At 51.2% G+C, this 24,031-nt stretch carries 22 protein-coding genes; 9 read left to right on the top strand and 13 right to left on the bottom strand.

Annotated features, from left to right (window positions below; genetic code table 11):
* Positions 1 to 9 precede the first annotated feature (9 nt).
* The 4 genes from AC4BAN_RS07190 to AC4BAN_RS07175 form a co-directional block, all read right to left on the bottom strand.
* The gene (locus AC4BAN_RS07190) at positions 10 to 780 is read right to left on the bottom strand and encodes an acyl-[acyl-carrier-protein] thioesterase (protein WP_490563711.1); all 771 of its coding nucleotides are present in this window, start codon (positions 778 to 780) and stop codon (positions 10 to 12) included.
* A gap of 72 nt (positions 781 to 852) precedes the next feature.
* A complete protein-coding gene (locus AC4BAN_RS07185) occupies positions 853 to 1,320 on the bottom strand; it encodes a DUF5362 family protein (protein WP_490563710.1) in 468 nt (155 codons plus the stop codon).
* Positions 1,321 to 1,455: 135 nt separating this feature from the next.
* The gene (locus tag AC4BAN_RS07180; protein WP_490563709.1) at positions 1,456 to 3,648 is read right to left on the bottom strand and encodes a prolyl oligopeptidase family serine peptidase; all 2,193 of its coding nucleotides are present in this window, start codon (positions 3,646 to 3,648) and stop codon (positions 1,456 to 1,458) included.
* A 158-nt stretch (positions 3,649 to 3,806) separates the two neighbouring features.
* Positions 3,807 to 4,808, bottom strand: coding sequence for a sugar phosphate nucleotidyltransferase (locus tag AC4BAN_RS07175; protein WP_490563708.1), 1,002 nt, complete (start codon positions 4,806 to 4,808; stop codon positions 3,807 to 3,809).
* Positions 4,809 to 5,042: 234 nt separating this feature from the next.
* Between AC4BAN_RS07175 and AC4BAN_RS07170 the strand changes: the two genes are divergently transcribed.
* From AC4BAN_RS07170 to AC4BAN_RS07160, 3 genes are all read left to right on the top strand, one after another.
* Entirely contained in the window at positions 5,043 to 5,621 is a 579-nt protein-coding gene (locus AC4BAN_RS07170) for a LemA family protein (protein WP_490563707.1), read from the top strand.
* Positions 5,622 to 5,692: 71 nt separating this feature from the next.
* Positions 5,693 to 6,130: a TPM domain-containing protein gene (locus AC4BAN_RS07165; RefSeq protein ID WP_490563706.1), complete on the top strand. Its 438-nt coding sequence runs from the start codon at positions 5,693 to 5,695 to the stop codon at positions 6,128 to 6,130.
* Positions 6,131 to 6,137: 7 nt separating this feature from the next.
* Positions 6,138 to 6,920, top strand: a complete 783-nt coding sequence (locus tag AC4BAN_RS07160) for a TPM domain-containing protein (RefSeq protein WP_490563705.1) — start codon at positions 6,138 to 6,140, stop codon at positions 6,918 to 6,920.
* An 8-nt stretch (positions 6,921 to 6,928) separates the two neighbouring features.
* On the opposite strand, the gene AC4BAN_RS07155 is transcribed toward AC4BAN_RS07160, so the two are convergent.
* Complete coding sequence (locus AC4BAN_RS07155) at positions 6,929 to 7,543, bottom strand: hypothetical protein (RefSeq protein WP_490563704.1); 615 nt, start codon at positions 7,541 to 7,543, stop codon at positions 6,929 to 6,931.
* Positions 7,544 to 7,791: 248 nt separating this feature from the next.
* On the opposite strand from AC4BAN_RS07155, the gene AC4BAN_RS07150 reads away from it, so the two are divergent.
* Positions 7,792 to 10,419: a hybrid sensor histidine kinase/response regulator gene (locus tag AC4BAN_RS07150; RefSeq protein WP_490563703.1), complete on the top strand. Its 2,628-nt coding sequence runs from the start codon at positions 7,792 to 7,794 to the stop codon at positions 10,417 to 10,419.
* Between the two features lie 5 nt (positions 10,420 to 10,424).
* Here AC4BAN_RS07150 and AC4BAN_RS07145 read toward each other — a convergent pair whose 3' ends face one another.
* Entirely contained in the window at positions 10,425 to 11,795 is a 1,371-nt protein-coding gene (locus AC4BAN_RS07145) for a sigma-54-dependent transcriptional regulator (RefSeq protein WP_490563702.1), read from the bottom strand.
* A gap of 190 nt (positions 11,796 to 11,985) precedes the next feature.
* Positions 11,986 to 12,204 carry a hypothetical protein gene (locus AC4BAN_RS07140; RefSeq protein ID WP_490563701.1) on the bottom strand — a complete coding sequence of 73 codons (219 nt, stop codon included), beginning with the start codon at positions 12,202 to 12,204 and terminating at the stop codon, positions 11,986 to 11,988.
* A gap of 626 nt (positions 12,205 to 12,830) precedes the next feature.
* Here AC4BAN_RS07140 and polA point away from each other — a divergent pair.
* The gene (gene polA, locus AC4BAN_RS07135; protein ID WP_490563700.1) at positions 12,831 to 15,683 is read left to right on the top strand and encodes a DNA polymerase I; all 2,853 of its coding nucleotides are present in this window, start codon (positions 12,831 to 12,833) and stop codon (positions 15,681 to 15,683) included.
* A 76-nt stretch (positions 15,684 to 15,759) separates the two neighbouring features.
* Here polA and AC4BAN_RS07130 read toward each other — a convergent pair whose 3' ends face one another.
* A complete protein-coding gene (locus tag AC4BAN_RS07130) occupies positions 15,760 to 17,085 on the bottom strand; it encodes an SGNH/GDSL hydrolase family protein (RefSeq protein ID WP_490563699.1) in 1,326 nt (441 codons plus the stop codon).
* A 15-nt stretch (positions 17,086 to 17,100) separates the two neighbouring features.
* On the bottom strand, positions 17,101 to 18,342 hold the full coding sequence (locus AC4BAN_RS07125; RefSeq protein ID WP_490563698.1) for an OmpP1/FadL family transporter: 1,242 nt from the start codon (positions 18,340 to 18,342) through the stop codon (positions 17,101 to 17,103).
* 291 nt (positions 18,343 to 18,633) lie between these two features.
* Between AC4BAN_RS07125 and AC4BAN_RS07120 the strand changes: the two genes are divergently transcribed.
* Positions 18,634 to 19,527 (top strand): NAD(P)/FAD-dependent oxidoreductase, encoded by an 894-nt coding sequence (locus tag AC4BAN_RS07120; RefSeq protein ID WP_490563697.1) that lies wholly within the window; start codon positions 18,634 to 18,636, stop codon positions 19,525 to 19,527.
* A 39-nt stretch (positions 19,528 to 19,566) separates the two neighbouring features.
* Here AC4BAN_RS07120 and AC4BAN_RS07115 read toward each other — a convergent pair whose 3' ends face one another.
* Positions 19,567 to 20,424 (bottom strand): cyanophycinase, encoded by an 858-nt coding sequence (locus AC4BAN_RS07115; protein WP_490563696.1) that lies wholly within the window; start codon positions 20,422 to 20,424, stop codon positions 19,567 to 19,569.
* A gap of 109 nt (positions 20,425 to 20,533) precedes the next feature.
* Positions 20,534 to 21,400, bottom strand: a complete 867-nt coding sequence (locus AC4BAN_RS07110; protein ID WP_490563695.1) for a sterol desaturase family protein — start codon at positions 21,398 to 21,400, stop codon at positions 20,534 to 20,536.
* A gap of 341 nt (positions 21,401 to 21,741) precedes the next feature.
* Here AC4BAN_RS07110 and AC4BAN_RS07105 point away from each other — a divergent pair, with 341 nt between their 5' ends.
* Genes AC4BAN_RS07105 through AC4BAN_RS07095 form a run of 3 tightly spaced genes read left to right on the top strand, consistent with a single transcriptional unit; the run spans position 21,742 to position 22,302 of the window.
* Positions 21,742 to 21,927, top strand: a complete 186-nt coding sequence (locus tag AC4BAN_RS07105; protein ID WP_490563694.1) for a hypothetical protein — start codon at positions 21,742 to 21,744, stop codon at positions 21,925 to 21,927.
* A 34-nt stretch (positions 21,928 to 21,961) separates the two neighbouring features.
* Positions 21,962 to 22,126: a hypothetical protein gene (locus AC4BAN_RS07100; protein WP_490563693.1), complete on the top strand. Its 165-nt coding sequence runs from the start codon at positions 21,962 to 21,964 to the stop codon at positions 22,124 to 22,126.
* Between the two features lie 32 nt (positions 22,127 to 22,158).
* A complete protein-coding gene (locus AC4BAN_RS07095) occupies positions 22,159 to 22,302 on the top strand; it encodes a hypothetical protein (RefSeq protein ID WP_490563692.1) in 144 nt (47 codons plus the stop codon).
* A gap of 571 nt (positions 22,303 to 22,873) precedes the next feature.
* On the opposite strand, the gene AC4BAN_RS07090 is transcribed toward AC4BAN_RS07095, so the two are convergent.
* Together AC4BAN_RS07090 and arfB are read right to left on the bottom strand one after the other, a co-directional pair.
* On the bottom strand, positions 22,874 to 23,434 hold the full coding sequence (locus tag AC4BAN_RS07090) for a hypothetical protein (RefSeq protein ID WP_490563691.1): 561 nt from the start codon (positions 23,432 to 23,434) through the stop codon (positions 22,874 to 22,876).
* A gap of 89 nt (positions 23,435 to 23,523) precedes the next feature.
* Positions 23,524 to 23,934, bottom strand: a complete 411-nt coding sequence (gene arfB, locus AC4BAN_RS07085; RefSeq protein WP_490563690.1) for an alternative ribosome rescue aminoacyl-tRNA hydrolase ArfB — start codon at positions 23,932 to 23,934, stop codon at positions 23,524 to 23,526.
* Positions 23,935 to 24,031: the final 97 nt, after the last annotated feature.

Below are 24,031 nucleotides of genomic sequence, written 5' to 3'. Positions count from 1 at the left end.
TTAAATGAATTAATTATTGCCTCTCGTCCACACCGTTTTGGCCTGCACCAGTTCCTTGCCCGTATCCTGGCTGGTGAGCCGGTGCAGCAGGGTATTCTCCTCCTCGCCGGCACCTGCCGCTGACAGCACCACATCGCCCAGCATACTTTCGGCCCTGAACAGGATATCCACTTGCTGCAGCTGCTGCTCCAGCACTTCGGTTGGCAGCGTATCCAGGGCCCATTGCAGGTAGCGGGTATTGGTCACGTGCCGGTTCAGGTCGATGTCGTGCCAGCGCACGGGCACCTGCTGCTCAAAGCGGGCCTGTTGCAGTGGCGGCAATTTCCCCTTGGCGTAAGGCAGGGCCTCCTGCCCGGGCAGCACTTCTAATGCAGCGATAAAATCCGGCACCGACACCAGTTGGCGCTTCACCACATCCATCACCAGCCATACGCTGGTGGCTTGCCCCAGTAATGCCCCTTCCGAATCGTATACCCTGAAATCACGGTGAAGCAGCACTCTTTCGGTCCCCGATGCCCATGTCGTCACGTTTATCCGATCCCCGTGCCTGGGGTAGCGGAACATTTCCACGCGCATGCGCTGCAGCACCCAGGTCAGGCCGCGTTCCAGCAAATCATACAGCGAAATGCCCAGTTCATTGGTGTTCTCCCAGGCTGCTTCCTGCAAATAACCGACCAGCGTAGGCAAAGTTGCCTGCCCTTTGTAGTCGATTTCGCTGGAACGTATCTTAAATGCCGTGGTTCCTATTTTTGCCTGCATCGCCTTTCGGTTGTGGGGCACTAAGTTAAAAAGAAAAAAAAGCAAAAGGCACACCTTTCTGGGGTGCGCCTTTTGCTTTGCCTTCAGCAACTGTTACATCATAGAGCCAATGCCCATACCCACAAACATAAAAACCAGGGCCAGGGCATAAAAGGCGAACACCACAATGGTGAGTATACCCAGGAATTTAAAAAGCGATTTCAGGTTCCGGAATGCCTCGGTTGCTTTGGCATCGCTCTTCAGGCGCAGGGCATGCTGCATGTTAGCCGAAAATTTATACAGGTACAGCACCGGAAAAAAGTAGAGCAGCGCAAAGAGCAGGTAAAAAACAGCGAAGAAAGTACTTCCCATAAAGTTGGCGCCACTTACCGAGCCTTCCATCATGGGAGAGAAGAAAGAGCCGGCAAAAAAAGCAAAGAGCACCATCAGCCCGATAGTCACAAAGCCCACAATGGCTAAGAATTTCCCCCATTTTGCCACACTACCCAGAAAAGCGGCAGATTCCGGGTTAATTCCCAATACCTGGGCAGAAGGCATGTTGTCGTAAATTTCAGTTTCCATGGCTTATTCTTTTAATAGAAGCCCTAAAATATATAATTTATAATATATAACCTACAAGATCAGGCTAACAAAAAAGCCGCGCCACCTGAAGCAGGCAGCGCGGCTGAAGTATAAATGGCAGATCTATACTTGTAGTTATTTATTCTGATACGGGTTTATGCCCATGTTCTTGTAAATAAAGGCATAGGTATCAGCATACTCCTGTATAACCAGTGAGGTGGGTTTGCCCGCACCGTGGCCGGCCCGCACATCAACCCGAATCAGGTAGGGGTTGCCCGGAGCACCCTTCTGCTGCAGCTCTGAAATAAATTTAAACGAGTGCGCAGGCACCACGCGATCGTCGTGGTCAGCGGTTTTAACCAGGGTGGCTGGGTATTTAACGCCTTCTTTTATATTATGCAGCGGCGAGAAGGCATACAGGTTGGCAAACTGCGCAGCCTCATCAGAAGAGCCATACTCGGGTACCCACGCCCAGCCAATGGTAAATTTGTGGAAGCGCAGCATGTCCATCACGCCCACAGCCGGTATGGCCACCTTGGCCAGCTCGGGACGCTGCGTCATGAAGGCGCCCACCAGCAGGCCACCGTTAGAGCCGCCTGCCACTGCCAGTTTTTCAGAGGAAGTATACTTTTGGTCGATCAGGTATTCGGCAGCCCCGATAAAGTCGTCGAACACGTTTTGCTTGTTCGGTGTCATGCCGGCCTTGTGCCACTCCTCGCCGTACTCGCCACCGCCACGGAGGTTAGGCATTGCGTAAACCCCGCCGTTCTCCAGCCACAGCATGTTGGCAATGCTAAAGCTTGGCGTCATCGAGATGTTAAAGCCACCATAGGCATACAGGTAGGTGGGGTTGTTGCCATCCAGCTTTAGCCCTTTTTTGTGCACAATGAACATGGGCACCCTGGTACCATCCTTCGAAGTATAGAACACCTGCTTGGTTTCAAAGGCATCGGTGTCTACGTTCACCTCGGTTCTGCGGAACTGCGTTACTTTGTTGTTGGCAACATCGTAACGGTAAATGGTAGGCGGATAGGTAAAAGAGGTAAAGGTAAAGAACGTTTCCATGTCTTTCTGGTCGCCCCCAAAGCCGCTTACCGTTCCCAGCGTTGGCAGCTCTACCGTGTTCAGTTGCTTGCCGGTTTTATCATATACCACTACCTGACTGGTGGCGTCTTTCATGTAAGAGGCAATGATGCGGCCACCTACCGTAGACACGCTCTGCATAACATCAGCAGATTCCGGCACGATCGTTTTCCAGTTGGCCTCCTGCGGTTTCTTTGGGTCGATCAGGACCAGGCGGTAGCGGGGTGCGTTTTTGTTGGTCATCACCAGCAGCTTGTCGCCAAAGTTATCCACCACGTTGTACTCGCTCTCAAAGTTATCAAAGATCGGCTTGATGGTTGATTTCGGGTCGGCCAGGTCTTTGTAGTATAGCGCATTGGCCCCGCTGGCACCTTCCGATGCATTGAGCACCAGGAAGCGCTCGTCGTCCGTTGTCTGGCCGTAGAAGTTGCGCAGCGCATGGGCCTTATCTTCATAAACCAGCTTGTCCTGGCTCTGCGGCGTGCCTATTTTGTGGTAATATACTTTGTGAAATTCATTCTTATTGGCCAGCTTGTTGCCTTCGGTGGGGGCATCGTAGCGGCTGTAGTAAAAACCATCCTTGTACCAGCTCGGGCCCGAGAATTTCACCCACTCCAGTTTATCGTCCAGCATTTTACCGGTAGCCACATCCATTATCTGGTAGGTGTTCCAGTCGGAGCCCCCGCTTGAGGTACCCACGGCTACATGTTTGCCGTCTTTGGAGAAGCTGAAGGCTGAAAGCGCCACGGTGCCGTCATCCGACAGTTTGTTTGGGTCGAAGAATACTTTGGGTTCGGCTTCCAGCGTCTCCTGCACGTACAGCACGCTTTGGTTCTGCAGTCCGTCGTTCTTATAGAAATAGTATTTACCGCCTTCTTTAAACGGGGCGCCATACTTCGGGTAGTTCCATATCTCGGTCAGGCGGCTTTTGATCTGGTCCCTGAAGTCGATGTCGTTCAGGTATTGCTGGGTTACCTCGTTCTGCTCCTCAATCCATTCGTCCACTTCGCCGGTATGGGTTTCGAGCCAGCGATAGGGGTCGGCAACCTGGGTACCGAAGTAATCGTCTGTCTGGCCTGTTTTTTTGGTATCGGGGTAATCTAAAGCTAAATCTTTACCAGCCTCTACTGTGGCTGTGTTGGGTTCTGTTGTCATGCCGGTGGCAGTTGTATCGTTTTGGGTTGATTTACACGCCGACACAGCTGTTAGGCTGCCGACCAGTAAGAATACGGTTGCTTTTTTCATAATGGCTAAGCCTGATTATTCTAAGGTATAATTACATAAGACAAACAAGATACGAAAATTGACTCTTTTTATATAAACCCGGTACTGGCACCAAGGCTAATTTTGCTTGGGAAAAAGATTATTAAAATAGAATTTATTCACCGCCATGCAACCTAAGGCTACTGCCCGAAATTGATCTCGGTACTGTCGCCGATGTTCAGGCTGTGGCTGAAACCTTTAAACGTAGCGTCGCTGCCGATGATGGAGTCCTGCATGACCGCAAAGCGGAGTTCAGAGAAGGAACCGATGATGGAGTTGCTGAGCACGCAGTTGGTGATGGTGGTATTGTCGCCGATGGCCACGTTGGGCCCGATGATGGAGTTGGTGATGGTGCAGTCTTCGCCGATGCTGACCGGCGGAATGATGATACAGCCGGGACATAGCTTGCTGTAATCTCTGCTCCGGAACAGGGGCCGGGCCAGCAAAGTAGCATTGGCCTCCAGCAGGGTGTCTTTTTTACCGCAGTCAAACCAGTGGTCCACGCTCCAGGTCACCATTTTCTCCCCGTTCTTGATCATGTGCATCAGGGCGTCCGTTAGGTGATATTCTCCCTGCGTTCGGATGTCCTCGTTAATAATATGCCCCAAAGAGGCTATCAGTTTATCGGGGTTGATGATCTTGTAGAGGCCAACCAGGGCAAAGTTTGATTTCGGGATCATGGGCTTCTCCACCACTTTCACGATGTACTCGTCGTTGCCTACTTCCGTCACGCCAAACAGAGAGGGCTTCGATACTTTCTTTACGCCAAGCACTGAGGTAGGGGCCTCGATCACCGCCTTCAGGTCAACGTCCACGATGGCATCGCCCAGTATGATCAGAATACTTTCGCAGTGCGCATAGGTATGGCGCGCTATCCAAAGGGCGTGGCCCAGCCCCTCACGTGGCTCCTGCACCACAAACTCTACCTTAATGGCAGGGTACTTCTGCCGCACGTAACGCTCCACTTTCTCTCCCAGGTACCCGATAATGAAGACAAAGTCATCGACACCTACCTCCAGCAACTTTTCTATGATGTGGCCAAGTATAGTATTATCCGCCACAGGCACCAGCGATTTGGGCTGCGTGTGCGTGTGCGGCCTCAGTTTCGATCCGACTCCTGCAACGGGTATAATTGCTTTCATATACTATACTTTTTATGCAATATATTGATTTTTCGCCAACTTTTAAACCGTCTCTCTGCCTTTAAATGATACAAACAGGGGTAAACCGGCCTCCTCTTTATTTCGCCTCAGATATAGCGCTCCGGTAATTTTTCAATGTTTATACGCTTTTCCTAACATGAGTTTACTAAATTCGTACTGATATGGCCCTGTTGGCTTAACAGAAACCTATACTTCCATCACATACCCAAAAACATGAAAAAACTGTTCTTTTACCTTATCGGCTTCGTAATTCTAGCCTCCCAGTCCTCTTGCGGCTACAACACCATGGTGGCCAAAGATGAAAACGTGGAGAGTCAGTGGGCCAATGTGCAGAATGCTTACCAACGCCGCGCCGACCTGGTGCCTAACCTGGTAAACACCGTAAAAGGCGCCGCTAATTTTGAGAAGGAAACGCTTACCGCCGTGATAGAGGCCCGGGCTAAGGCCACCAGCGTTAACATCAGCCCGGATAACCTGACTCCCGAAAACATCCAGCGTTTTCAGCAGGCGCAAGGCGAACTAAGCGGCGCGCTAAGCAGGCTGTTGGTATCTGTGGAGCGGTACCCGGAACTTAAGGCGAACCAAAACTTCCTGGAACTGCAGGCGCAGCTCGAGGGCACCGAGAACCGCATCGCCGTAGAAAGGCGCAAGTTCAACGAGGCCGTGCAGGACTACAACTCCTATATCCGCTCTTTCCCGCGCAACCTGATCGCCGGCATGTTCGATTTTGAAAAGAAAGGCTACTTTGAAGCGGACGCGGGTGCCCAGTCTGCCCCTAAAGTCGAGTTTTAAAACCTACCATATTAGCCGCCCTCACCAGCCAGAAAACGGGGAGGGCTACTTTTCCATCTAAAGTAATAGTGATGCCAAAAGACATGATAAGCCCCGGGGATGAGGAGCTGATAACGGCTGCCATAAAAGAGGCTGAAACAAACACATCCGGCGAGATACGGGTACACATCGAAAGCACCTGTCAGGGCGATGTGCTGGACCGGGCCACAGAAGTGTTCGCGGACCTGCAAATGCACAAAACAGAACTACGAAACGGCGTGTTGTTTTATGTGGCGCTGACAAACCACCAGTTTGCCGTGCTGGGCGATGCGGGGATCAACGCCATTGTGCCGGATAATTTCTGGGAAGACATTACGGCAGCAGTCATCGCGCACTTTAAAGCAAAGGAGTACGCCGAGGGCTTAAAAAAAGGCATCCTGATGGCTGGCGAGCAGCTAAAGGCTCATTTCCCATATGATCGCCACGGGGATATAAACGAGCTGGACGACGAGATCTCGTTCGGTGAATAAGTTACGTATGAAGCACTCCATCTTATTTTTATACTTCTGCTGCCTGAGCCTTGTGGCCTTAGGGCAGAAAAGTGATTTTCCGGCAAAGCCAAACCCGCCGCGCCTGGTCAACGATATGGCGGATATGCTTTCTGCCCAGGAGGAAGCCGCTTTGGAGCAGAAGCTGAAAAACTACAGCGACACCACTTCCACACAGATCACGATTGTGACGCTAACCTCTATCGGGGGCTACGACCCCAACCAGTACGCAGCTGAGTTGGGGCAACGCTGGGGAGTGGGCACCAGCAAGAACGACAATGGCCTGATCATACTTGTTGCAAAGGACGAGCGTAAAGTTACCATACAAACGGGCTATGGCATGGAAGCCTACGTGCCGGATGCCCTGGCAAAACGCATTACCGAACGCACCCTGAAACCTGCCTTCGCAAAGGGAGAGTTTTACCAGGGCCTGGACCGTGCTACGAGCCTCATCATCGATCTGGCCAGTGGCGCCTACCAGGGAGACCCGAACGAGCTAGGTGGCAATGGGGAAAAAGAAAGTCCTTCTTTGCTGTTCATCATCGTGATCGTGATCCTGGTGGTGGTTCTGCTCTCTAAAATGGGAGGCGGCGGAGGCCGTGGTGGCCGCAGAGGGTACTCGCGCACCTTCGGGGGCCCGGTTATCGTGCCTGGTGGTTTCGGTTCGTTCCGCTCTGGCGGCGGTATGTTCGGAGGGGGTGGCGGCGGCGGCGGCTTTGGCGGCTTCGGAGGAGGTGGCTTTGGCGGCGGTGGGGCCAGCAGCAGCTGGTAATAGCTGCCTTAGCCCCCCATGATGCTAATGATAACTGCCATGTAAACCACGCTGATCACGGCGGCGCCTGCCCCAAACCCTGCCGCGGCCTTTCCGATTTTGCGCTTCCGCGCCTGCTTCTGGTAAGTTTCCCGGTAAACAGGTTCTTTAAGCAGGTGCCGGTTGGGGTTGTAGTCCGTGTCAATGTTCGGGGTAACTGCCGCTAGCACCGTTCCCGTTACCAGGCCCGCCGCCGGGTGCATGATCGTGGAGCCCATGGTCGTCCAGAAAACGCCCCGCCCTTTGTAATACGCGTTGGCATCGAGCTTTGCCTGTAGCCGCAGCTCAGCAGCCTGGGCCACGCTGGTCTTTTCATCAACAAACGTATAGCTTTTGGCTTCTGCCTGGTTTTCGGGGGAAGCGGGTTCCTCTTCGCTCACTGTCAGCTTCAGGTGCGCCACTTCCTGCCGCGACAGTGCCAGCAGTGGCCCCGCCTGGTCGTTGAAATAGCGGTAATGGATCGAGTCAGGGCTTAAGTTGATTATTCTGCCTACTATCTGGTCCCCGTTCCGCTTGACGATCACATCCTGCGCCCATGCGGCACTCAGGCTGAAACACAGCATCGCTAATAGTAGATTTCTCACATACTGTATCCTCATTTACGTAGCACCATTTAAATTTTTAAGACATGAAATAAGCCGTTCTTATCTTCGAAATGTTTAAACGTAAATAGAAAAATTATGGATATACAATTTTAAATATTGTTTTATTACTATATATTTTTTCAAATAAACAATTGCTGATTTTTAGTTTTTGCAATCATTTTAAAATAATTGGCGTTGTAATATTTTATCTTTTACCAAGACAGGCGCAGCACAAAGGGGAAACATTAATGAGGGTATTAGGAGATAGCATAAAGGCCAAGGTAGTGGTAGGGTTCAGCCTGGCGCTCGGTTTGGTGGTATTTGCCATTTACCTGACCTACACCAGCTTCACCAAATTACTCGACTCTGTTGATGTGCTCTCGGAGCCTAACCTGAAGCTTTCCAGCCTGCAGCACACCCTGGCCACCATTTCTGCGGCAGAGAGCTCGATCAGGGCTTATACCCTTACCACCAAAGATCTCTATTTCAAGGATTACATCAACCACCTCGATTCTATTGAAGTACAGCTGGATACGTTGAATGCGCTGATCGGGGACGACCCTGGCGAACTGGCGCGGGTTGCATCAATTTCTAAGCTCCTACAAGAGAAACAGGAAAGCATGCAGCGTTTTATTGCCCTTAAGAAGGAGCAGAAAACCCTCGACCTGTCAGGCAAAGCCATGCGCCAGATCGCTTCCTCAGCAGAAGAGAAACCACTTTCCACGGTTATCAAACAACATACCACCACCACCATCTCCGACAGGCTCACCCTGGATAAAGAAGAAGTGGAGCAGCAGTATCCGCAAGAGACGGATCAGCCAAAGCAGGATAAGAGGGGCTTTCTGAGTAAATTGTTTTCCAGGAAAGAAAAATTGGAACCGGAACAGCAGGAGCCCCCGAAAGTAATTATACCGGAGATAAACGTTACCCGCGAGGTAGAGGTAGACACCAACAGAACCACCTCGCCGGTGGCGCCCCTGGCTAAAGTGCGCCGCATCTTGCACAATGTGCAGCGCGAGGCTGAGCAAAAAACAGAGCAGCTGCAGGCAAAGGAACTGGCGCTGCTGCAGCAGGACAAACTGATCATGGACCAGATCAGGCACATGATGTACGAAATGGAGCACAACGAACTCGAGCAGACAGTAGAGAACTCAGCCCGAGCCCGGGTAGTGGCCAAGGATACTTCGATGGTATTGCTGCTAATAGGAATAAGCGGTTTGGGCGGCGGACTGGCCTTTATCCTGCTTATTCTGCGCGACATTACCCGCAGCAACAACTACCGCTCCAAGCTGATCAATGCCCAGAAGGAGGCCGTGCAGCTGGCCCGCGCCAAGGAGGCTTTCGTGGCTAACATGAGCCATGAGATGCGCACGCCCCTGAACGTGATACTGGGTTTTACACAACAGATGCACCACACCCCTTTAAAGGAACAACAGCACGAACACGTGCAGGCCATACATGGGGCTGGCCAGCACCTGCTGCATATCGTTAACGATGTGCTGGACCTGTCTAAGATTGAGGCGGGCAAACTCAGCATCAACAGTGTTTCTTTCAGCATGCACCAGTTGCTGAGGGAGGTACAGCAGGCGTTTGCCTTAAAAGCCTCGGGTAAGCATATTGATTTCGTTTGCCAAGCCGATGAAGATATGCCTGATGCCTTAGAAGGTGATGTGCTGCGCATCAAGCAGGTGCTTTTCAACCTGATCGATAACGCCATCAAGTTCACGTACCAGGGGCAGGTGCGCGTGCATGTAAAACTCCTGAGCCAGCGCCGGACCCGGGTAGTGACCAGCATCACGGTATCCGACACCGGCATCGGCATACCCGCCAACAAACTGCAGCATGTGTTTGGGGAGTTTAACCAGGCCGACGACTCTATCCTGCGCAAGTATGGCGGCACGGGCCTTGGGTTATCCATCAGTAAAAAACTGGTAGAGATGCAGGGAGGCACGCTAAAGGTGGCCAGTGAGCCCGGAGAAGGCACCGCCTTTACGCTGGTGTTGCCGCTGCTAAAGTCCACGGCGGCTGTGCAGGCCCCATTGGAGGTTGTGGCAAAACAAGACAAGTCGTTCAAGGGTTTCCGAGCCCTGGTTATAGATGATGATGCCTTTAGCCGTATACTCGCTGAGCTGATGCTGAGCAGGTGGGGTATGCAAGTGAGCCTGGCCAACGATGGGCAGGAAGCGCTGGACCAGGTGAAAAAGCAAAAGTTTGATGTGGTACTGACAGATATACAGTTGCCGGGGGTAAGCGGCAAAACGGTGTCGCGGGCTATTCGGAAGCATGATAAGGATGTGCCGATATTAGCTATTACGGCCAATGTGCTGAGCAACGATGTGGGATTTTTTAAGGGCTCCGCCATTGCCGGGCATCTGCTAAAGCCATTCTCAGAGATGGAGCTGTATCAAAAACTGCAGGAGGTTTTACCCATTTCCAGAAAGGCTCAAAACAAAACAGGCCCGGAAAGCGCTTTTGAAACAGCACCCGCGGCCGGGGCACCAGACCAATTGTACAGCCTGCACGAAATGCGCCTCTTTACCGGCGATGACAATTATACGTTAGCCACCGTGCTGGAAGTACTATTGGAGGATCAGTATAAGAACCTGGAATACCTGCAGGAAGCAACGGCAGCCAAAGACTGGCAACAGGCAGGCAATGTGGCACACAAGATGCTCACAGCATTTAAGCACCTGCAGGCACGTGCTGTTACGCCGGGCCTTGAAAAGCTGGAGCAGGCGTTGCATGCACCGGTAACCGAAAAAGGCGGGTTAGTTAAAACAGCGGAGAATACATTGGCCGAGGCGGCAAAAGTGCTGCGCGCGCTGCAGGCGGAGTTTGAAAGCATTCGGGAGCAGGCCGAGCAGGCTGCGGTTTAACAGTGCTACGCCTCTATGTTGTAAAGCCTGAGTTTGTTATACAGGGTCTTGCGATCGATGTTGAGCAAGCGCGCCGCTTTGGCCTTGTTATACTTCACCTTCTGTAACATAGACAGGATCATCTCCCTTTCGTTCCGTTCATTAATTCGCCTAAGATCTGTATCTCCACCAGATGCATGCGCCTGGGTTGTTTTATGAGCAGCAACAGTTTCAGGCCGTGGGCTATGTGTTAACACCTCCGCAGGAAGTGCACTTGGCAAAACATAGGCCGAGGTGGTTAAAAGAACTGCACGCTTCACCACATTCTTAAGTTCGCGCAGGTTACCGGGCCAGCTATACCGCAACATGGCCTCCTCGGCAGCGGCATCAAAACCTTGTACATGCTTCTCTAATTCTATATTCGCCTCCTGCAAAAAATGCCGGGCAAAAAGCACAATGTCGCCATCCCGCTCCCGTAAGGGCGGAATGTGCATCTTAAACTCATTTAACCGATGGTACAGGTCCTCCCGGAACAGGCCATTGCTTACGGCCTGGGCCAGGTCTTCGTTGGTAGCCACGATCACGCGCACATCCACTTCCAGATCGGTGGTGCTGCCAATTTTCCGAACTTTGCGCTCCTGCAGTGCTCTTAGCAGCTTCATCTGGATCTCGTAAGGCAGGTTGCCGATCTCATCCAGGAAAAGCGTGCCCCCTTCTGCCGCCTCAAACTGGCCCTGCTTGTCTCTGTCAGCACCTGTAAACGCCCCTTTCACATACCCGAACAGCTCGCTGCCGGCTAACTCTTTCGAGAGCGCCCCGCAATCTATGGCTACAAAGGCTTTGTTGAAACGCTTGCTGTGCTGGTGTATCGTGCGGGCCACATACTCTTTCCCGGTGCCACTCTCCCCCTCTATAATTACCGATAGATTGGTAGGGGCAACCAAAGCGATAAACTCGTCGATACGGGCGGCCTCAGGGCTTTGCCCATGCACAAACTGTGATTGGGTTACGGCAGATTCGGCAGGCTCCTGTGCGGCTTTCTTTTGCAGGGCACTCTGGATGAGCAGCAGGGTTTCGTCGGGGTTGATGGGCTTGGTGATGTACTCCAGCGCACCCATCTTGATGGCCTTCACAGCGGTCTGGATATCGGCATAATGGGTCATCAGAATCACGGGCACCGTTTTGGTGAGCACCTTTATCTGCATCATCAACTCCAGGCCGTTCTTGTCGGGTAGTCTAAAATCCGTTAATATGAGATCGAAGGAGGCTTCCTTCACCTTTTTTAACCCTTCACTGGCAGTAAAGGCCATTTCCACTTCATATGCCTGCCTTTGTAAAAAGGCCCGAAGCATCATGCAGAAGGCTGGGTCATCATCTATCAGTAGTATCTTTGGCATAGTACATTTTATACTTTCAGCCTGTTAGAGCTACCTTGTAACGACTTTACATGCTTATTTGTTCGTTCTGGCACTAACTTGGGTAGCAGAAGTGCATTTAGGCGCCTGTCTGAAAACAGAAAAAGCCCCCGCGCCAACGGAAGCTTCCTCTTTATAACTTATATATAACGGCTAACGCCACAAATCAGCTTCAGCAGTTAAGACCCGGATAAAGCATGCTGCCTGGGTCTTTATCGGTACGGACCAGGGCGCTAAAACAGAACCACTGCTCTTCCGATGTATGCTTTGCTAATTGTCTGTGCATGCCAGGCGGGGCGTTTTGTCTGGCTGTGCTCCGTTGCTGCACGTCCGTCACCATCGTGACGCCGTATTGCGCAAAAGAGACAGCTAAAACATTCATTTTTCTCATGAATTCGTTATTTAATGCTTTTATAAAAAATATTTTAATGCACTTTTAAATTACTCTCCGCTTCTAATTCTAATCAAGCAGGTGATCATGCCATTCTCCCAGGCGTTAGTGAAGTATACTTTAGCAGTCTCTATGCAGCGCGCACATGCGATGGTACTCCGTAAACTTCACTAACCTGCCATTCGACCCGCGTTTGCCTGTTTTGGCTTGGCTGCACGGTAACCGCTGGCTGCTGAGTAGAATTTTTGTATTGAACTTACTTTGGCTTCAGTTGAAAGTTTTTTCCTGTCGTGCTTCTGCAAGAACGGGCAGGAAGGCTTTTTTCATGTTTTATGTGCGCTTTGTACTAATGCGTAATTCAGATGTAATACCTGAAGGTTACTTGCCTATTAGACAGAACCATGCCAAAAACACCGCCCAGGCTTAACTGCATAATTTTAAGCATTTTACAGCTTAAGTGATAAAACGCTACGACAAAGATGTGGGGATTAACACCACACATTGTGGAATGTGGCCCCAAAGTGTGCGAGGCTTTATAGCCTTTTGGAGGAAAAGGATTTGCGACAAACAATTTTTAGCCACCTGTATGCCAAAAAAGGTTTATCAAAATTAATTACCTTTAGCACATGAGTGAACCACGCAAAAAACTGTTCCTGCTAGATGCCCTGGCACTGATATACCGCGCGCACTTTGCCTTCAGCAAGAACCCGCGCATTAATTCAAAAGGGATGAACACGGGCGCCGCCCTGGGCTTTACCAACACGCTGGTGGAGGTGTTGCAAAAAGAACAACCCACCCACATTGGCGTAGCTTTCGACTCAGCGGCGAAAACATTTCGCCACGATAATTTTGCCGCTTACAAGGCCAACCGGCAGGCCATGCCCGAGGATATTTCGATCGCCATCCCTTACTGCAAGAAAATTGTGGAGGCCTTTAACATCCCGGTCCTGATCCTGGATGGGTTCGAGGCCGACGACATCATCGGCACACTGGCCTGCAAAGCCGAGAAAGAAGGTTTCGACGTGTTTATGATGACACCTGACAAGGACTATTGCCAACTGGTAAACGACCACATCTTTTTGTACAAGCCTGCCTTTATGGGCAATGCCATCGAAGTGTGGGACAAGCAAAAGATACTGGATAAATGGGAAATTGAACGGGTAGAGCAGGTAATCGACATTTTGGGCCTGCAAGGCGATGCAGTGGATAACATACCAGGCATACCGGGCATAGGCGAGAAAACAGCCAAGACACTTATTCAGCGCTTTGGCTCCGTAGAGAACCTGATCGCCAACGCAGACCAGCTGAAGGGAAAGCAAAAGGAGAACGTGGTTAACTTTGCTGACCAGGGCATGATGTCTAAAGAGCTGGCCACCATACACCTGAACGTGCCGCTGCAGTTTAGCGAGGAAGCCCTGCTTTACAACGGCCCGAACGAGGAGCAAGTAACCGAGCTTTTCGCTGAGCTGGAGTTCAGGCAACTGGCGCAGCGTGTGCTCGGGCAAACCCTGGCCGCTGCCACCACGGCCCCCACCGGCAAGGCTGCCGCCCGTAAAGGAAAGGCCCCATCTGCCAACCAAACATCCTTGTTCGACGCAGCTGCACCTTCCGCTGGCCCAAACGAGCAAGCTACCGGAGAGGCTGTGCCAACCTTTATGCGCAGCCTGAAAACCACGCTGCAGGATTACCACCTGATAGACACCCCCGCGCTTCGGGAAAGCCTGCTCACTTACCTGCTCCGGCAGGAGGAGATCTCCTTCGATACCGAAACCACCAGCATAGACCCGATCACGGCTGCCCTCGTGGGCATGTCGTTTTGTTACCGGCCCGGCGAAGCGTACTATGTACCCGTGCCCCAGGATAACCCGGAGGAGGCGCAACGCATTGTAAACGAGTTTAAGGACGTACTGGAGAATCCGGCTATTGCCAAGGTAGGGCAGAATATCAAATATGATATCCTGGTGATGAAAAATTATGGCGTTACGCTGCAAGGCCCCATATTCGACACCATGCTGGCCCACTACCTGCTGGAACCCGAGATGCGCCACAACATGGACGTGCTGGCTGAAACCTACCTCAACTATAGCCCGGTGCCCATAACAGCCCTGATCGGTCCGAAAGGGAAGAACCAGAAAACCATGGCCGACCTGGAGCCGCAGGAGGTAAAGGATTATGCCTGCGAGGATGCTGACATTACGCTGCAGCTAAAGCTATACTTTGAGCCTTTACTACAGGAGCAGGGCCTAACCAAGCTCTACCGCGATGTAGAGACCCCGCTGGTGCAGGTGCTGGCCGCAATCGAGAAGGAAGGGATCAGTATAGACTCCGAAGCCATGGCCGATTTTTCCACACAGTTGGAGAGTGAGCTGATCGGTATTGAGAAGCGTATTTTTGAGATTGCCGGGGAGCAGTTTAACATCGGCTCGCCGAAACAACTGGGCGAGATCCTGTTCGACAAGCTACAGCTGCACGGCAAAGCCAAGATCAAGAAAACCAAGACAGGCCAATATGCCACCGGCGAGGAGATCCTGTCTAAAATGGCTGGCGAGCACGAGGTGGTCGGTCTGATACTGGACCACCGCGAGCTAAGCAAGCTAAAATCGACCTACGTGGATGCGCTGCCGCAACTGGTATGCGAACTGGATGGCCGCGTGCATACCTCCTTTAACCAGGCTGTTACCGCCACGGGCCGCCTGAGCTCCACCAACCCGAACCTCCAGAATATCCCGATCCGCACCGATCGGGGCCGGGAGATACGGAAAGCCTTTGTGCCGCGCAACAGCAAACACCAGATCATTTCTGCGGACTACTCCCAGATCGAGCTGCGCATCATGGCTGACTTCAGCGGTGACCCCACCATGAAAGAAGCATTCAGGAACGGGCAGGACATCCATGCCTCTACCGCCAGCAAGGTGTTTCATGTGCCCCTGGAGCAGGTGGACAGCGAGATGCGGCGCAAGGCCAAGATGGTAAACTTCGGTATTATTTACGGCATTTCGGCCTTTGGCCTGGCAGAGCGCCTGCGCATACCGCGCCGGGAGGCAGCCGACATTATCGAGGCTTATTTTGTGGAGTTTCCGGCTATTAAGGAGTACATGGACAGCACCGTGGAGAAAGCCCGCGAATTTGAGTACGCCGAAACGCTGCTGGGCCGCCGCCGTTACCTGCGCGACATTAACTCACGCAACCAAACCGTGCGCGCCTTCGCCGAACGCAATGCCATCAACGCCCCAATCCAGGGCACCGCGGCTGACATCATCAAAATAGCCATGATCAACATACATGAGTACCTGGACCAGGAGAAGCTTAAAACGCGCATGATCCTGCAGGTGCATGATGAATTGCTTTTTGATGCCCCCCTGGAAGAAGTGGAGATCGTTACCCCTAAAATTGTGGAGCTCATGACCAATGCATTGCCCCTGAGCGTGCCCATGGAAGTAGGCCTGGGCGTAGGTGACAACTGGCTGGAAGCACATTGATTGCTGCAGCAGCACACATAAAAAAAGCGCCTCTCTTGCGGGAGGCGCTTTTTTTATACTTTATACTTTGCCCATATTATGGCAGCAGCACTGCTCTGTACTTTGTCTCGTCAACAAAAGGCACACTGGAGTTGTACTTCGCGTTGATGTTACGGATGATTTGGTTCGCCACAATGGCATAACCGCGCGGCGTCAGGTGCACCCCATCCAGAGAGAAGATGTTACCTGAAATATAAGCAGGCGTATACGCTACCCCGTTCAACGAAAGCTGAGGCTTGTTGTCTTTCATCTGAACAGACTGAAAGAAAGCATTCATATCAACTAAAGCAAGGTTTTTTGCCTGTGCAGCAGCGGCCAGTTTAGTATTAAACTCAGCCGTCTTATCTTTTACAATGATTACTTCAGCGTTATCAAGCACCTCGGTGTTTCTCAATGGGTTTAACGGAGTGAAGCCATGCGGCACAGGAGTCGGGATACCGGGAACCTGCTCTGGAGTACCTACCGTAGAGGTTAAAAGAACATAGTCGCTCAACGTTGCTTCGCGCACTGTGTTATCACCTGCGGTGATATACAGCTTGGCATTGTTAGCTGCAGCCAGTTGCTTTAGTTGTGCCGTAGATTTAGCCGTGAAGAAAGGAATACCCGTTACATCGGGGATGTTGATGATAACCCCTTTCGTGTTGTTCTGCCCAACCAATGCATTCACCATCGCGTCCAGGCCTGTCTGGAAAGCGCTTGAGGAAGAAACAGGGAGCACACCGCCAGAGGTCGCATAACCCAGCACGTCGTTGTTGCCCAACCACATGGTGAAGAAAGTAGGGTTTGTAGCCGCTGCTTTGTTAACATACGGCAACAGCGCACTGGTGGGGGTTGGATTGTTACCCAGTAAACGCTCATAATAAGGATTGAAACCTAAGGGATTGTTATAACCATACCCTGCTGTCGTCACATCGGCCATTCGGATACCGGGTACACCCAGATTGTTAACGGGCTCCAGGAACTCCGTATACAAAGGGGTCTTGTTGTCGGCACCTACTCCCCGAACAGCCAGATTTGTTGTTACAGGAGTAAGTATAGGAAGCCCCGCCGCATTAAATCCCGTTAATCGAACATATCCTGAGCCATTTGCCTGTGCTTCGGTAAACAGCGGCTGCACGAAAGCACCTCCTCCAGCAGCAGAGAACTGTTGCGCCAGTATGGCCGGATAGGAGTTAAGCTGTCCTTCGCGGTACAAGCCATTGTCAGCAAAGCCAGCGGTAAGCGAGTTTCCTACAGCTACATAATTTGAAAAATCAGCCTCGCCTGAGCTCGCTGCCGGTGCATCAATCTCAGGATCGCAGCTTGTAAGAAGCACACCGGCAAATAAGGCCAGCACGCTAGATTTATATAAGAACTTTTTCATGACTGTTTCGGGAAATTAAAATTTGTAAGTAACACCTAAACCTGGAATGTAAGCGATTGACTTGAAAGTGCCGGCGACACCGTTAGACAGCGCTGCCGTGTCTGTTCTCTTTGCCTTGTTGATGTACAGGAAAGAAGCGTCGATCACCAAATGTTCGGAGAGGGTATATCCCAGACCAACAGAAAGTCCACGCGAGTCAGCGTCCGGAGTCTCTGGGGTCAGGTAACCGTCTTGTACCGGCGTGTTGTCAAAGTAAGCGCCTGCACGAACTGCCAGGGCCTCTGTGGCCATGTACTCGCCGCCAATGCGGTAGATCATGGCATCTTCGTAGTTTCTGGCGCTTTCAGAGAAGGTGTTTCCTGCCACTGCCTGGCTAAAGTCGAAACGCAGTTTATCGTATGCACTCCACTGTACGCGGCTCACATCAACCGCTAAGGTAAGGCGTTCGCTTGGCTTGTACCCGATACCCACCGAGATAGTGGAAGGCATTGGCAGTGAGGCAGAGAACTTTGTGCCATCCGGGAAGTTTCCTTTGGCCGCTGCCGGAACATTTGTGAATGTCACGTCACCTTCTTCTACTTCAATGTCAACTTTAGAACGGTAGTTAACACCTATGGATAGTTGCTCGGTTGGCTGGAAATAAACACCGGCGTTAAAGCCGAAAGCAGTTTTAGCTCCGCCATCCAGTTCTATTCTGCCTTCAGAGGCATCCTGGTTCTGCACAGGCAGCACACGCTGCAGGTTCACGCCTCCGGTGGCAATGACCACGCCTACCCCTAAGCCGATCTTATCCGTGATCTGGTAACTAAGCGTTGGCTGGAAATAAATAGCCTTCAGATCGATCTCGCTTAACCCAAAGCGTCCGTTCCATTCATCGCCCCACTTTACGCCACTGCCGAAAGGAGTGTAAATGCCCATTCCGACTTTCAGCTTCTCATTAATACCATAAACACCATACACCTGGAAAGGAGTACCAATACCATTATCGGCCAGTGTGGTGGTGTTAGAGGGCTCCGGGGCACGGTAGGCAATTCTGGAATTGATTGCGCTGGCACCTACGGTCACACCGTTCTCGCGCATGAAGCTCATGGCGCCGGGGTTAAAGAAAATACTGGAAGTACCCGTCTGAATACCGGTACCCGTGTGTCCCATACCAATTTGTCGCTGGCTCGCCAGGTTCACTTGGTATCCGCCGGCCATCGCTGTGCCCGATAACAGCGCACCGCCTAATAATAAGGCTACTAATTTGCTCTTCATAAAACGCAATTTTTAAATGAGGGTGGTAATACGTCTAAACAAATATATAAATAATTTATCCTCGGCATACCTACTATCTCGCCTTTTTTCAAATATTTTTTAAAACGAGTCGAAAAAACAAAAAAGCGTCCTTTCGCCTGCCAGCATAGTCCTCCTTAACAGCCAAGCTTTAGGACTTTCCCGCTGCTTTTGAGCCTGCCGGCTGGTTTGCTCTATATAATTTGTTACCCTGTTTGCTACCTTAAAAAGCTGCCATACGTTAGCATACATTCATAAAGCTAGAATACACATATGTATGATGTTATCATAATTGGGGGAGGGCCGGCTGGCCTGAATGCCGCCATGATCCTGGGCCGCTCCCGTCGTAAGGTGGTGCTCTTCGACAGCGGTGAACCCCGTAATCGCTGGGCCAGAAGCATGAACGGCTTCCTGAGCAGCGACGGGGTAAACCCCAGAGATTTTATTCAGAAGGGGAGGGCCGAACTGGAGAAATACCAGGTGCAGATAATTGACGTGAAGGTGGCCACGGCTACTTATAGCAAAGGCCAGTATGTAGTAAATGATGTAAACGAGAAAGTGTACCATGCAAAAAAGCTTTTGCTGGCCACGGGTTTAAAAGATGACGTGCCTGATTTGGAGGGCATTATGCCGATGTACGGCAAAAGCGTGCACCACTGCCCTTACTGCGATGGCTGGGAAAGCCGCGACAAGGCCATTGCCTCTTACGGCAAAGGCAAAGATGGCTTTGGGCTGGCGCTGGCGCTCAAAAACTGGAGCGCCGATGTAACGCTTTACACCGACGGCACCGAGGAGCTAAGTGAACAGGATATAGAAACCCTGGAGAGGAACAAGGTAAAGCTGGTTACTTCTAAGATCGTAAAACTTGAGGGAGAAGGCGGGCAACTTCAATTTATTGTAACCCAGGATGGCAAAAACCATGAACAGGGGGCACTGTTTTTCTCAACAGGCACCAGGCAGCAGTCAGATTTAGGGGCCGAACTGGGTTGTGAGTTTACAAGCAAAGGGGTGATAAAGACCCGCAGGTTGCAGCAAGCGAACATACCAGGCCTATTTGTGGCCGGCGATGCCGCCCGCGACATGCAGTTGGTAATCGTGGCGGCGGCCGAGGGCGCCAAAGCCGGCGTGGCCATCAACATGGAGCTGCAGCAGGAAGAAAGACTATAATTTTAACGGTTGTAGCACGCTGTTTACGCGCTTTTGATATTATTCCCCCGGAACGGCATCGGAAGCGCGTGCCAGCATTTTGGAAGTTTTCTTTGTAGCAGGCACCGGTTGAAAGAGGTGCTCTTGCAGGCAGTACCGATAGCCATGCACCAGCATGTGCATCTTCAGGTTCTCAACCGCTATCGGCTCACTGTCGGCTACCTCCCGGGTGTTAGAGAACTTTATCTGACTTCCGTCAATGATGGTGATCACGCCTGGGCCAAAGACCTCCACCTGGTTTCCCTTCTTAATTATGATACCCGTTTCCTCACTTAATCCGATTCCCACATATTCGGGATCATGGGCAACGGCATGCGCCAGGCGTCCAAAACGGCCCCGTTCTGCGAAATGCGTATCAATGTAAACGTGCCTGGTAAACCCACACCCCTCCGTCGTTTTCATCTCGCCTTTGATCAGGGAGTAGTGGCCATAGCCATCGTAGATCATCCTATCCGACATCATGGCGGCCCCGGCGCTGGTGCCGGCAATGATAATGTCCTCTTCCTGGTACCTTCTGTGCATAAGCCGCAACAGGTTTGTCCCGTTCAGGAAGCGCGTGAGCCGAACCTGGTCGCCGCCGGTAAAAAATATCACATCGGCTTGCTGTATCCGCTCCAGGTTTTCTGCCGTGTCAGCCGCATGCGTTTCATCTATGCGCATAAACTGCACATTGCTGCAGCCCAATTCCTCGAAGGCCTCTTTATAGGCCAGCCCCGATTCTTCTGATGCTGTGGTGGCAGCCGTGGCTATAACCTCTATATTGGAAGCAATGGTGCATATTTCTGAGCGAATGAGCTTGATCAACCCGTCATCATCGCCCCCTCCAAGTGCTATCAATTTTCCCTTTACTTCTTTCATGTGGTGCTTTGCTCTTAAAGTACTGTCTTATACTCAAGAAACCTGCCCTAAGTTAAGTTCCCATTGCCGGGCAGACAACCCATCCTATTTATCCCCGGCAGGCAGGAAATTACGGTAACAAGTATGTCTGCCCCGGCAGCTCTTCCCGCTCCGGCACCGTACCGTCGGGCAGTTGCCAGGCCCGCTGCCTGCGGAACGGAAGCATGAACAAATGCTGCGGTGTTTGCTCCAGCGGATTGCGGTAAGCGGGCACGCCTATCGTGATGGCGCTCTGGGGCACATTCAGGCGCAGCGTGTGGTGCAGGCGATCCCAGCATGACAGCACCACGGAGTAATTGCTGTTGGTTTCGCGGGCCACGATGGAATGGTGGATGCCGTGCATGCGCGGAGTTACCATGATCTGGCACAGCCGGCGCTCCAGTTCAAAGGGCAACCGCACGTTGGTATGGTGAAAAGCCGTACAACCCTCAAAAACAACCTCATAGAACAACACCAGGGGGGCAGGCACGCCGGCAAGTGCAGCGGCTGCGCCTCGGAACGGCAGCGAGGCGATGTTCTCTCCCACATGAAAGCGCCAGGCCGTGGAGAGGTCCATGTCCAGGTCGCTGTGGTGCACATTATGGAATCGCCATAGCCAGCCTGCTTTGTGCAGCAAGGCATGCCACAGGTAGTTGGAGTAATCCAGCAAAACAAAGCCCAGCGCATAACGTGCGGGCAACGGAAGCCGAAGCCAGGCCAGGGCACCAAAGTTACGGTTGTTTGCCCAACGTGCAGCAGCATGTATACCTGGCAACAGCAGCAAGCGCAGGGCTGGCAAGGCAACCGCAGCAACGCTTCCGTTCTCCAGCAGCCTGTTTATTTTAGGCCGCGTTTGCTTACGCAGTTGCCGCTTCGCCTCTGCTACTAACAGTACCCCAGCCAGAAGGCCGAGCAAGGGCATACCCACTTTATCGAATTTAGGAAACATGAACTTCATACGGAATAGCTACCCCGGCTTTTGGCGTTTGGTTGCCTGCTGCTTTAGCGCAAAATCGGAACCTGAAAGGCGGGCAGGTTCCGTAGGCCGTACGGCCTCTCTTTAGATTGTTCGATACTGAACAATTAACTGTTCGGCAACGGACACAAATAACAATTTAAAAAATGCTTTTTATAAAGTTAATTAACTTATAATCAATTAGTTATAAAATTTGGCATGAGAGATGTATTAGTGGCTAACAGGAATAAAAAAAATATAGTAGCCTAAAGCAACCTTTACCTGCCAGACGCTATCTATTAAATCAGAAAGTCATTAAAATAAAAACTTTAAACCCTAATGCCATGAAACTTATCATTCTTCTTCTCGCCTTTGTTTTCGGCTTCGGTGCCTCTGTTAAAAAATCCAGTGATGATTTAAAGGAGATTAAGCAAAGAACTGAGATCAACGCTTACAAAACTTACCCTAACCTGCTGCCTGAAGTAGAGATTGTCGCCAGCAGAATTGACACAAGCGACGCAGTACTTTAATTAAAAAAAGTTGAACCTATTAATCCCCAGAACTATGAAGCTCATCATTCTTTTAATCGCTATCGTAATCGGCTTCGGTGCCACTGTTAAGAAATCCTCTGACGACATGAAGGAGGTTAGCTCCAGATCTGAGATCAAGGCCTATCAGTCGTACCCTAACTTACTTCCGGAAGTTGAGATCGTAGCTGTTCGCAGCTAGTAAGTAAGCGCACCATTGCTCCGGATACAACTATGAAAATCTTAGCTCATTTATGCTTTGTACTGCTTGGCTTCTGCCTGGTATGCAAGCACACCTTCGACGCAAAAGACTTGTTGGCAAAGCGCCGGCAACTACTGGCATCCACAACCTCCCTCCCAACACACCCTGTAGTGTAAACCCAGGCTTCACCCCTTTTGTAGCCTGGGCAGCGCAATCAAATTTTTCTTTATCAGAAGTCATTCACCAAATTTCTCAACCCCTCATGTTACAAACAGTCCTGGTTTCAACGGAATAATAGTGCAGAATCAGGCTACTACGTTACTTTTGCACCGTTCCTTTAGTGGGTAGGGCAGCAAAACCCATGTTACAAAAAGGCCTTAAAAGATGTTTATTTTATAGTTTTTCTGCTCTATTTTTACAGCCATGCACGAATAATGCAGCATATAAAGCGATGATGCTCAGGCATTTTGCCAGGCGCCTCCTTTTTAAACGGACTGTAAACCAAAGAATAGGAAAAAGAGCAGAAACCCAAATACCAACTTGAGCTGTATAGTAAAGTTTTTTAGAGTTGTGAAGCGCAAAACGTTGCCGTGGTTACCCAGCCACAGCAGATGAGCATAAACAAACTTAAACAGAAAACAGGTTAGACAAACAGGCTTTGCTAAACAGTGCTTTTTCTCCTTATTGAAGCCCGGCCCCCACCGGGCTTCATCTTTTTAGCTGGTGCCGCTGCGCGGCGTCAGTTGCTTAGTCGTTCTGCTTTTTAAAGATATCCAGCAGGCCTCCCTTGTCGTCCTTCTTCTTGCGTTTTCTGGTATCCTGCTCCTTGTTGCCAAAAGGCCACCAACTTTTCTTCTCTTTTTTCTCGGGTAGGATAACGTACCGCACCGATATGCCTGAAGAAAGGTTTATCCAGTCTTCGTGGTTGATGTGCACCGCTGGCTTAATATCGGCGGAAAGCAGGAAAGGCAGGCCGTTTACCTTGTACTCTATGCCCAACATGGCATCTACGCCCGTAAAAACCCCCTTATCTTTCAGGTTGCCGATGTGGCCGCCGGCACCCAGGTAATAGTTAAAACGCTTGCCCAGTATCGGAAAATGCCACTCGTACAAGGCTGTGCCGCTGTATTCGCGGGCGCCAATGGCCACGATGCCCTCCAGGGTAGCTTGCTCATACAGCTTTTGTTGCAGCGTTACCCCAAACTTATCACTCTCTATCCGGACACCGGCCGCGGTTCTATACTTCTGTGCATGCCCTAAGGTAACAGCCGCGCACAGCACACAAATCGTGAGGAAATACTTCATCATATAAAGGTGCTTTGATCTTTCTGGTAAAAATGAATGCTTGCCGAATGGCCAGCCTGGCTATACAACGGCCTGCCCGGGCATAAAGTGTATCACTGATCGTCCCGAAACCCCCGGTTCGCTTTTTTCTGCGCCTGTTTTTTCTTCCCTTCCAGCCTGCGCTTTACTGAGGCTCTGGAGGGCTTGGTGGCGGCGCGCTTCTTCTGCCTTGTCAGGGCCTGCTGCAACAGGGCGTAAAACCGGGCCACGCACAGTTCCTTGTTCCTGAGCTGTGTCCGCTCGGTCTGGCAAACCACCTGCAGAAACCCCTCGTTGTTAATGCGGTTCGCTAACTTTGCCAGCACCAGCTCCTTTTCATAGGCCGAAAGCAACTCAGAGTCCCGCACCTGAAACTTCAGCTCTACCTTGGTGGCCACCTTATTCACATGCTGCCCGCCGGCGCCCCCGCTTCTGGAAGCCTGGAACTGGAGCTCCTTCTCAAAAAACCTGTCTTTTAAATTCATCTCGTACGTCTCTCAAAAAGTAAATATAAGCAACTGCCTGATGCCATTTGCAACCATCCTGCAAAGTATAGCCGTAGGTAATGCACATACCCCTAAA

This window comes from Pontibacter sp. GD13 (genome assembly GCF_058216355.1).
The sequence above is the reverse complement of the archived record's forward strand: the minus strand, read 5'-3'. Positions and strand labels throughout refer to the sequence as shown.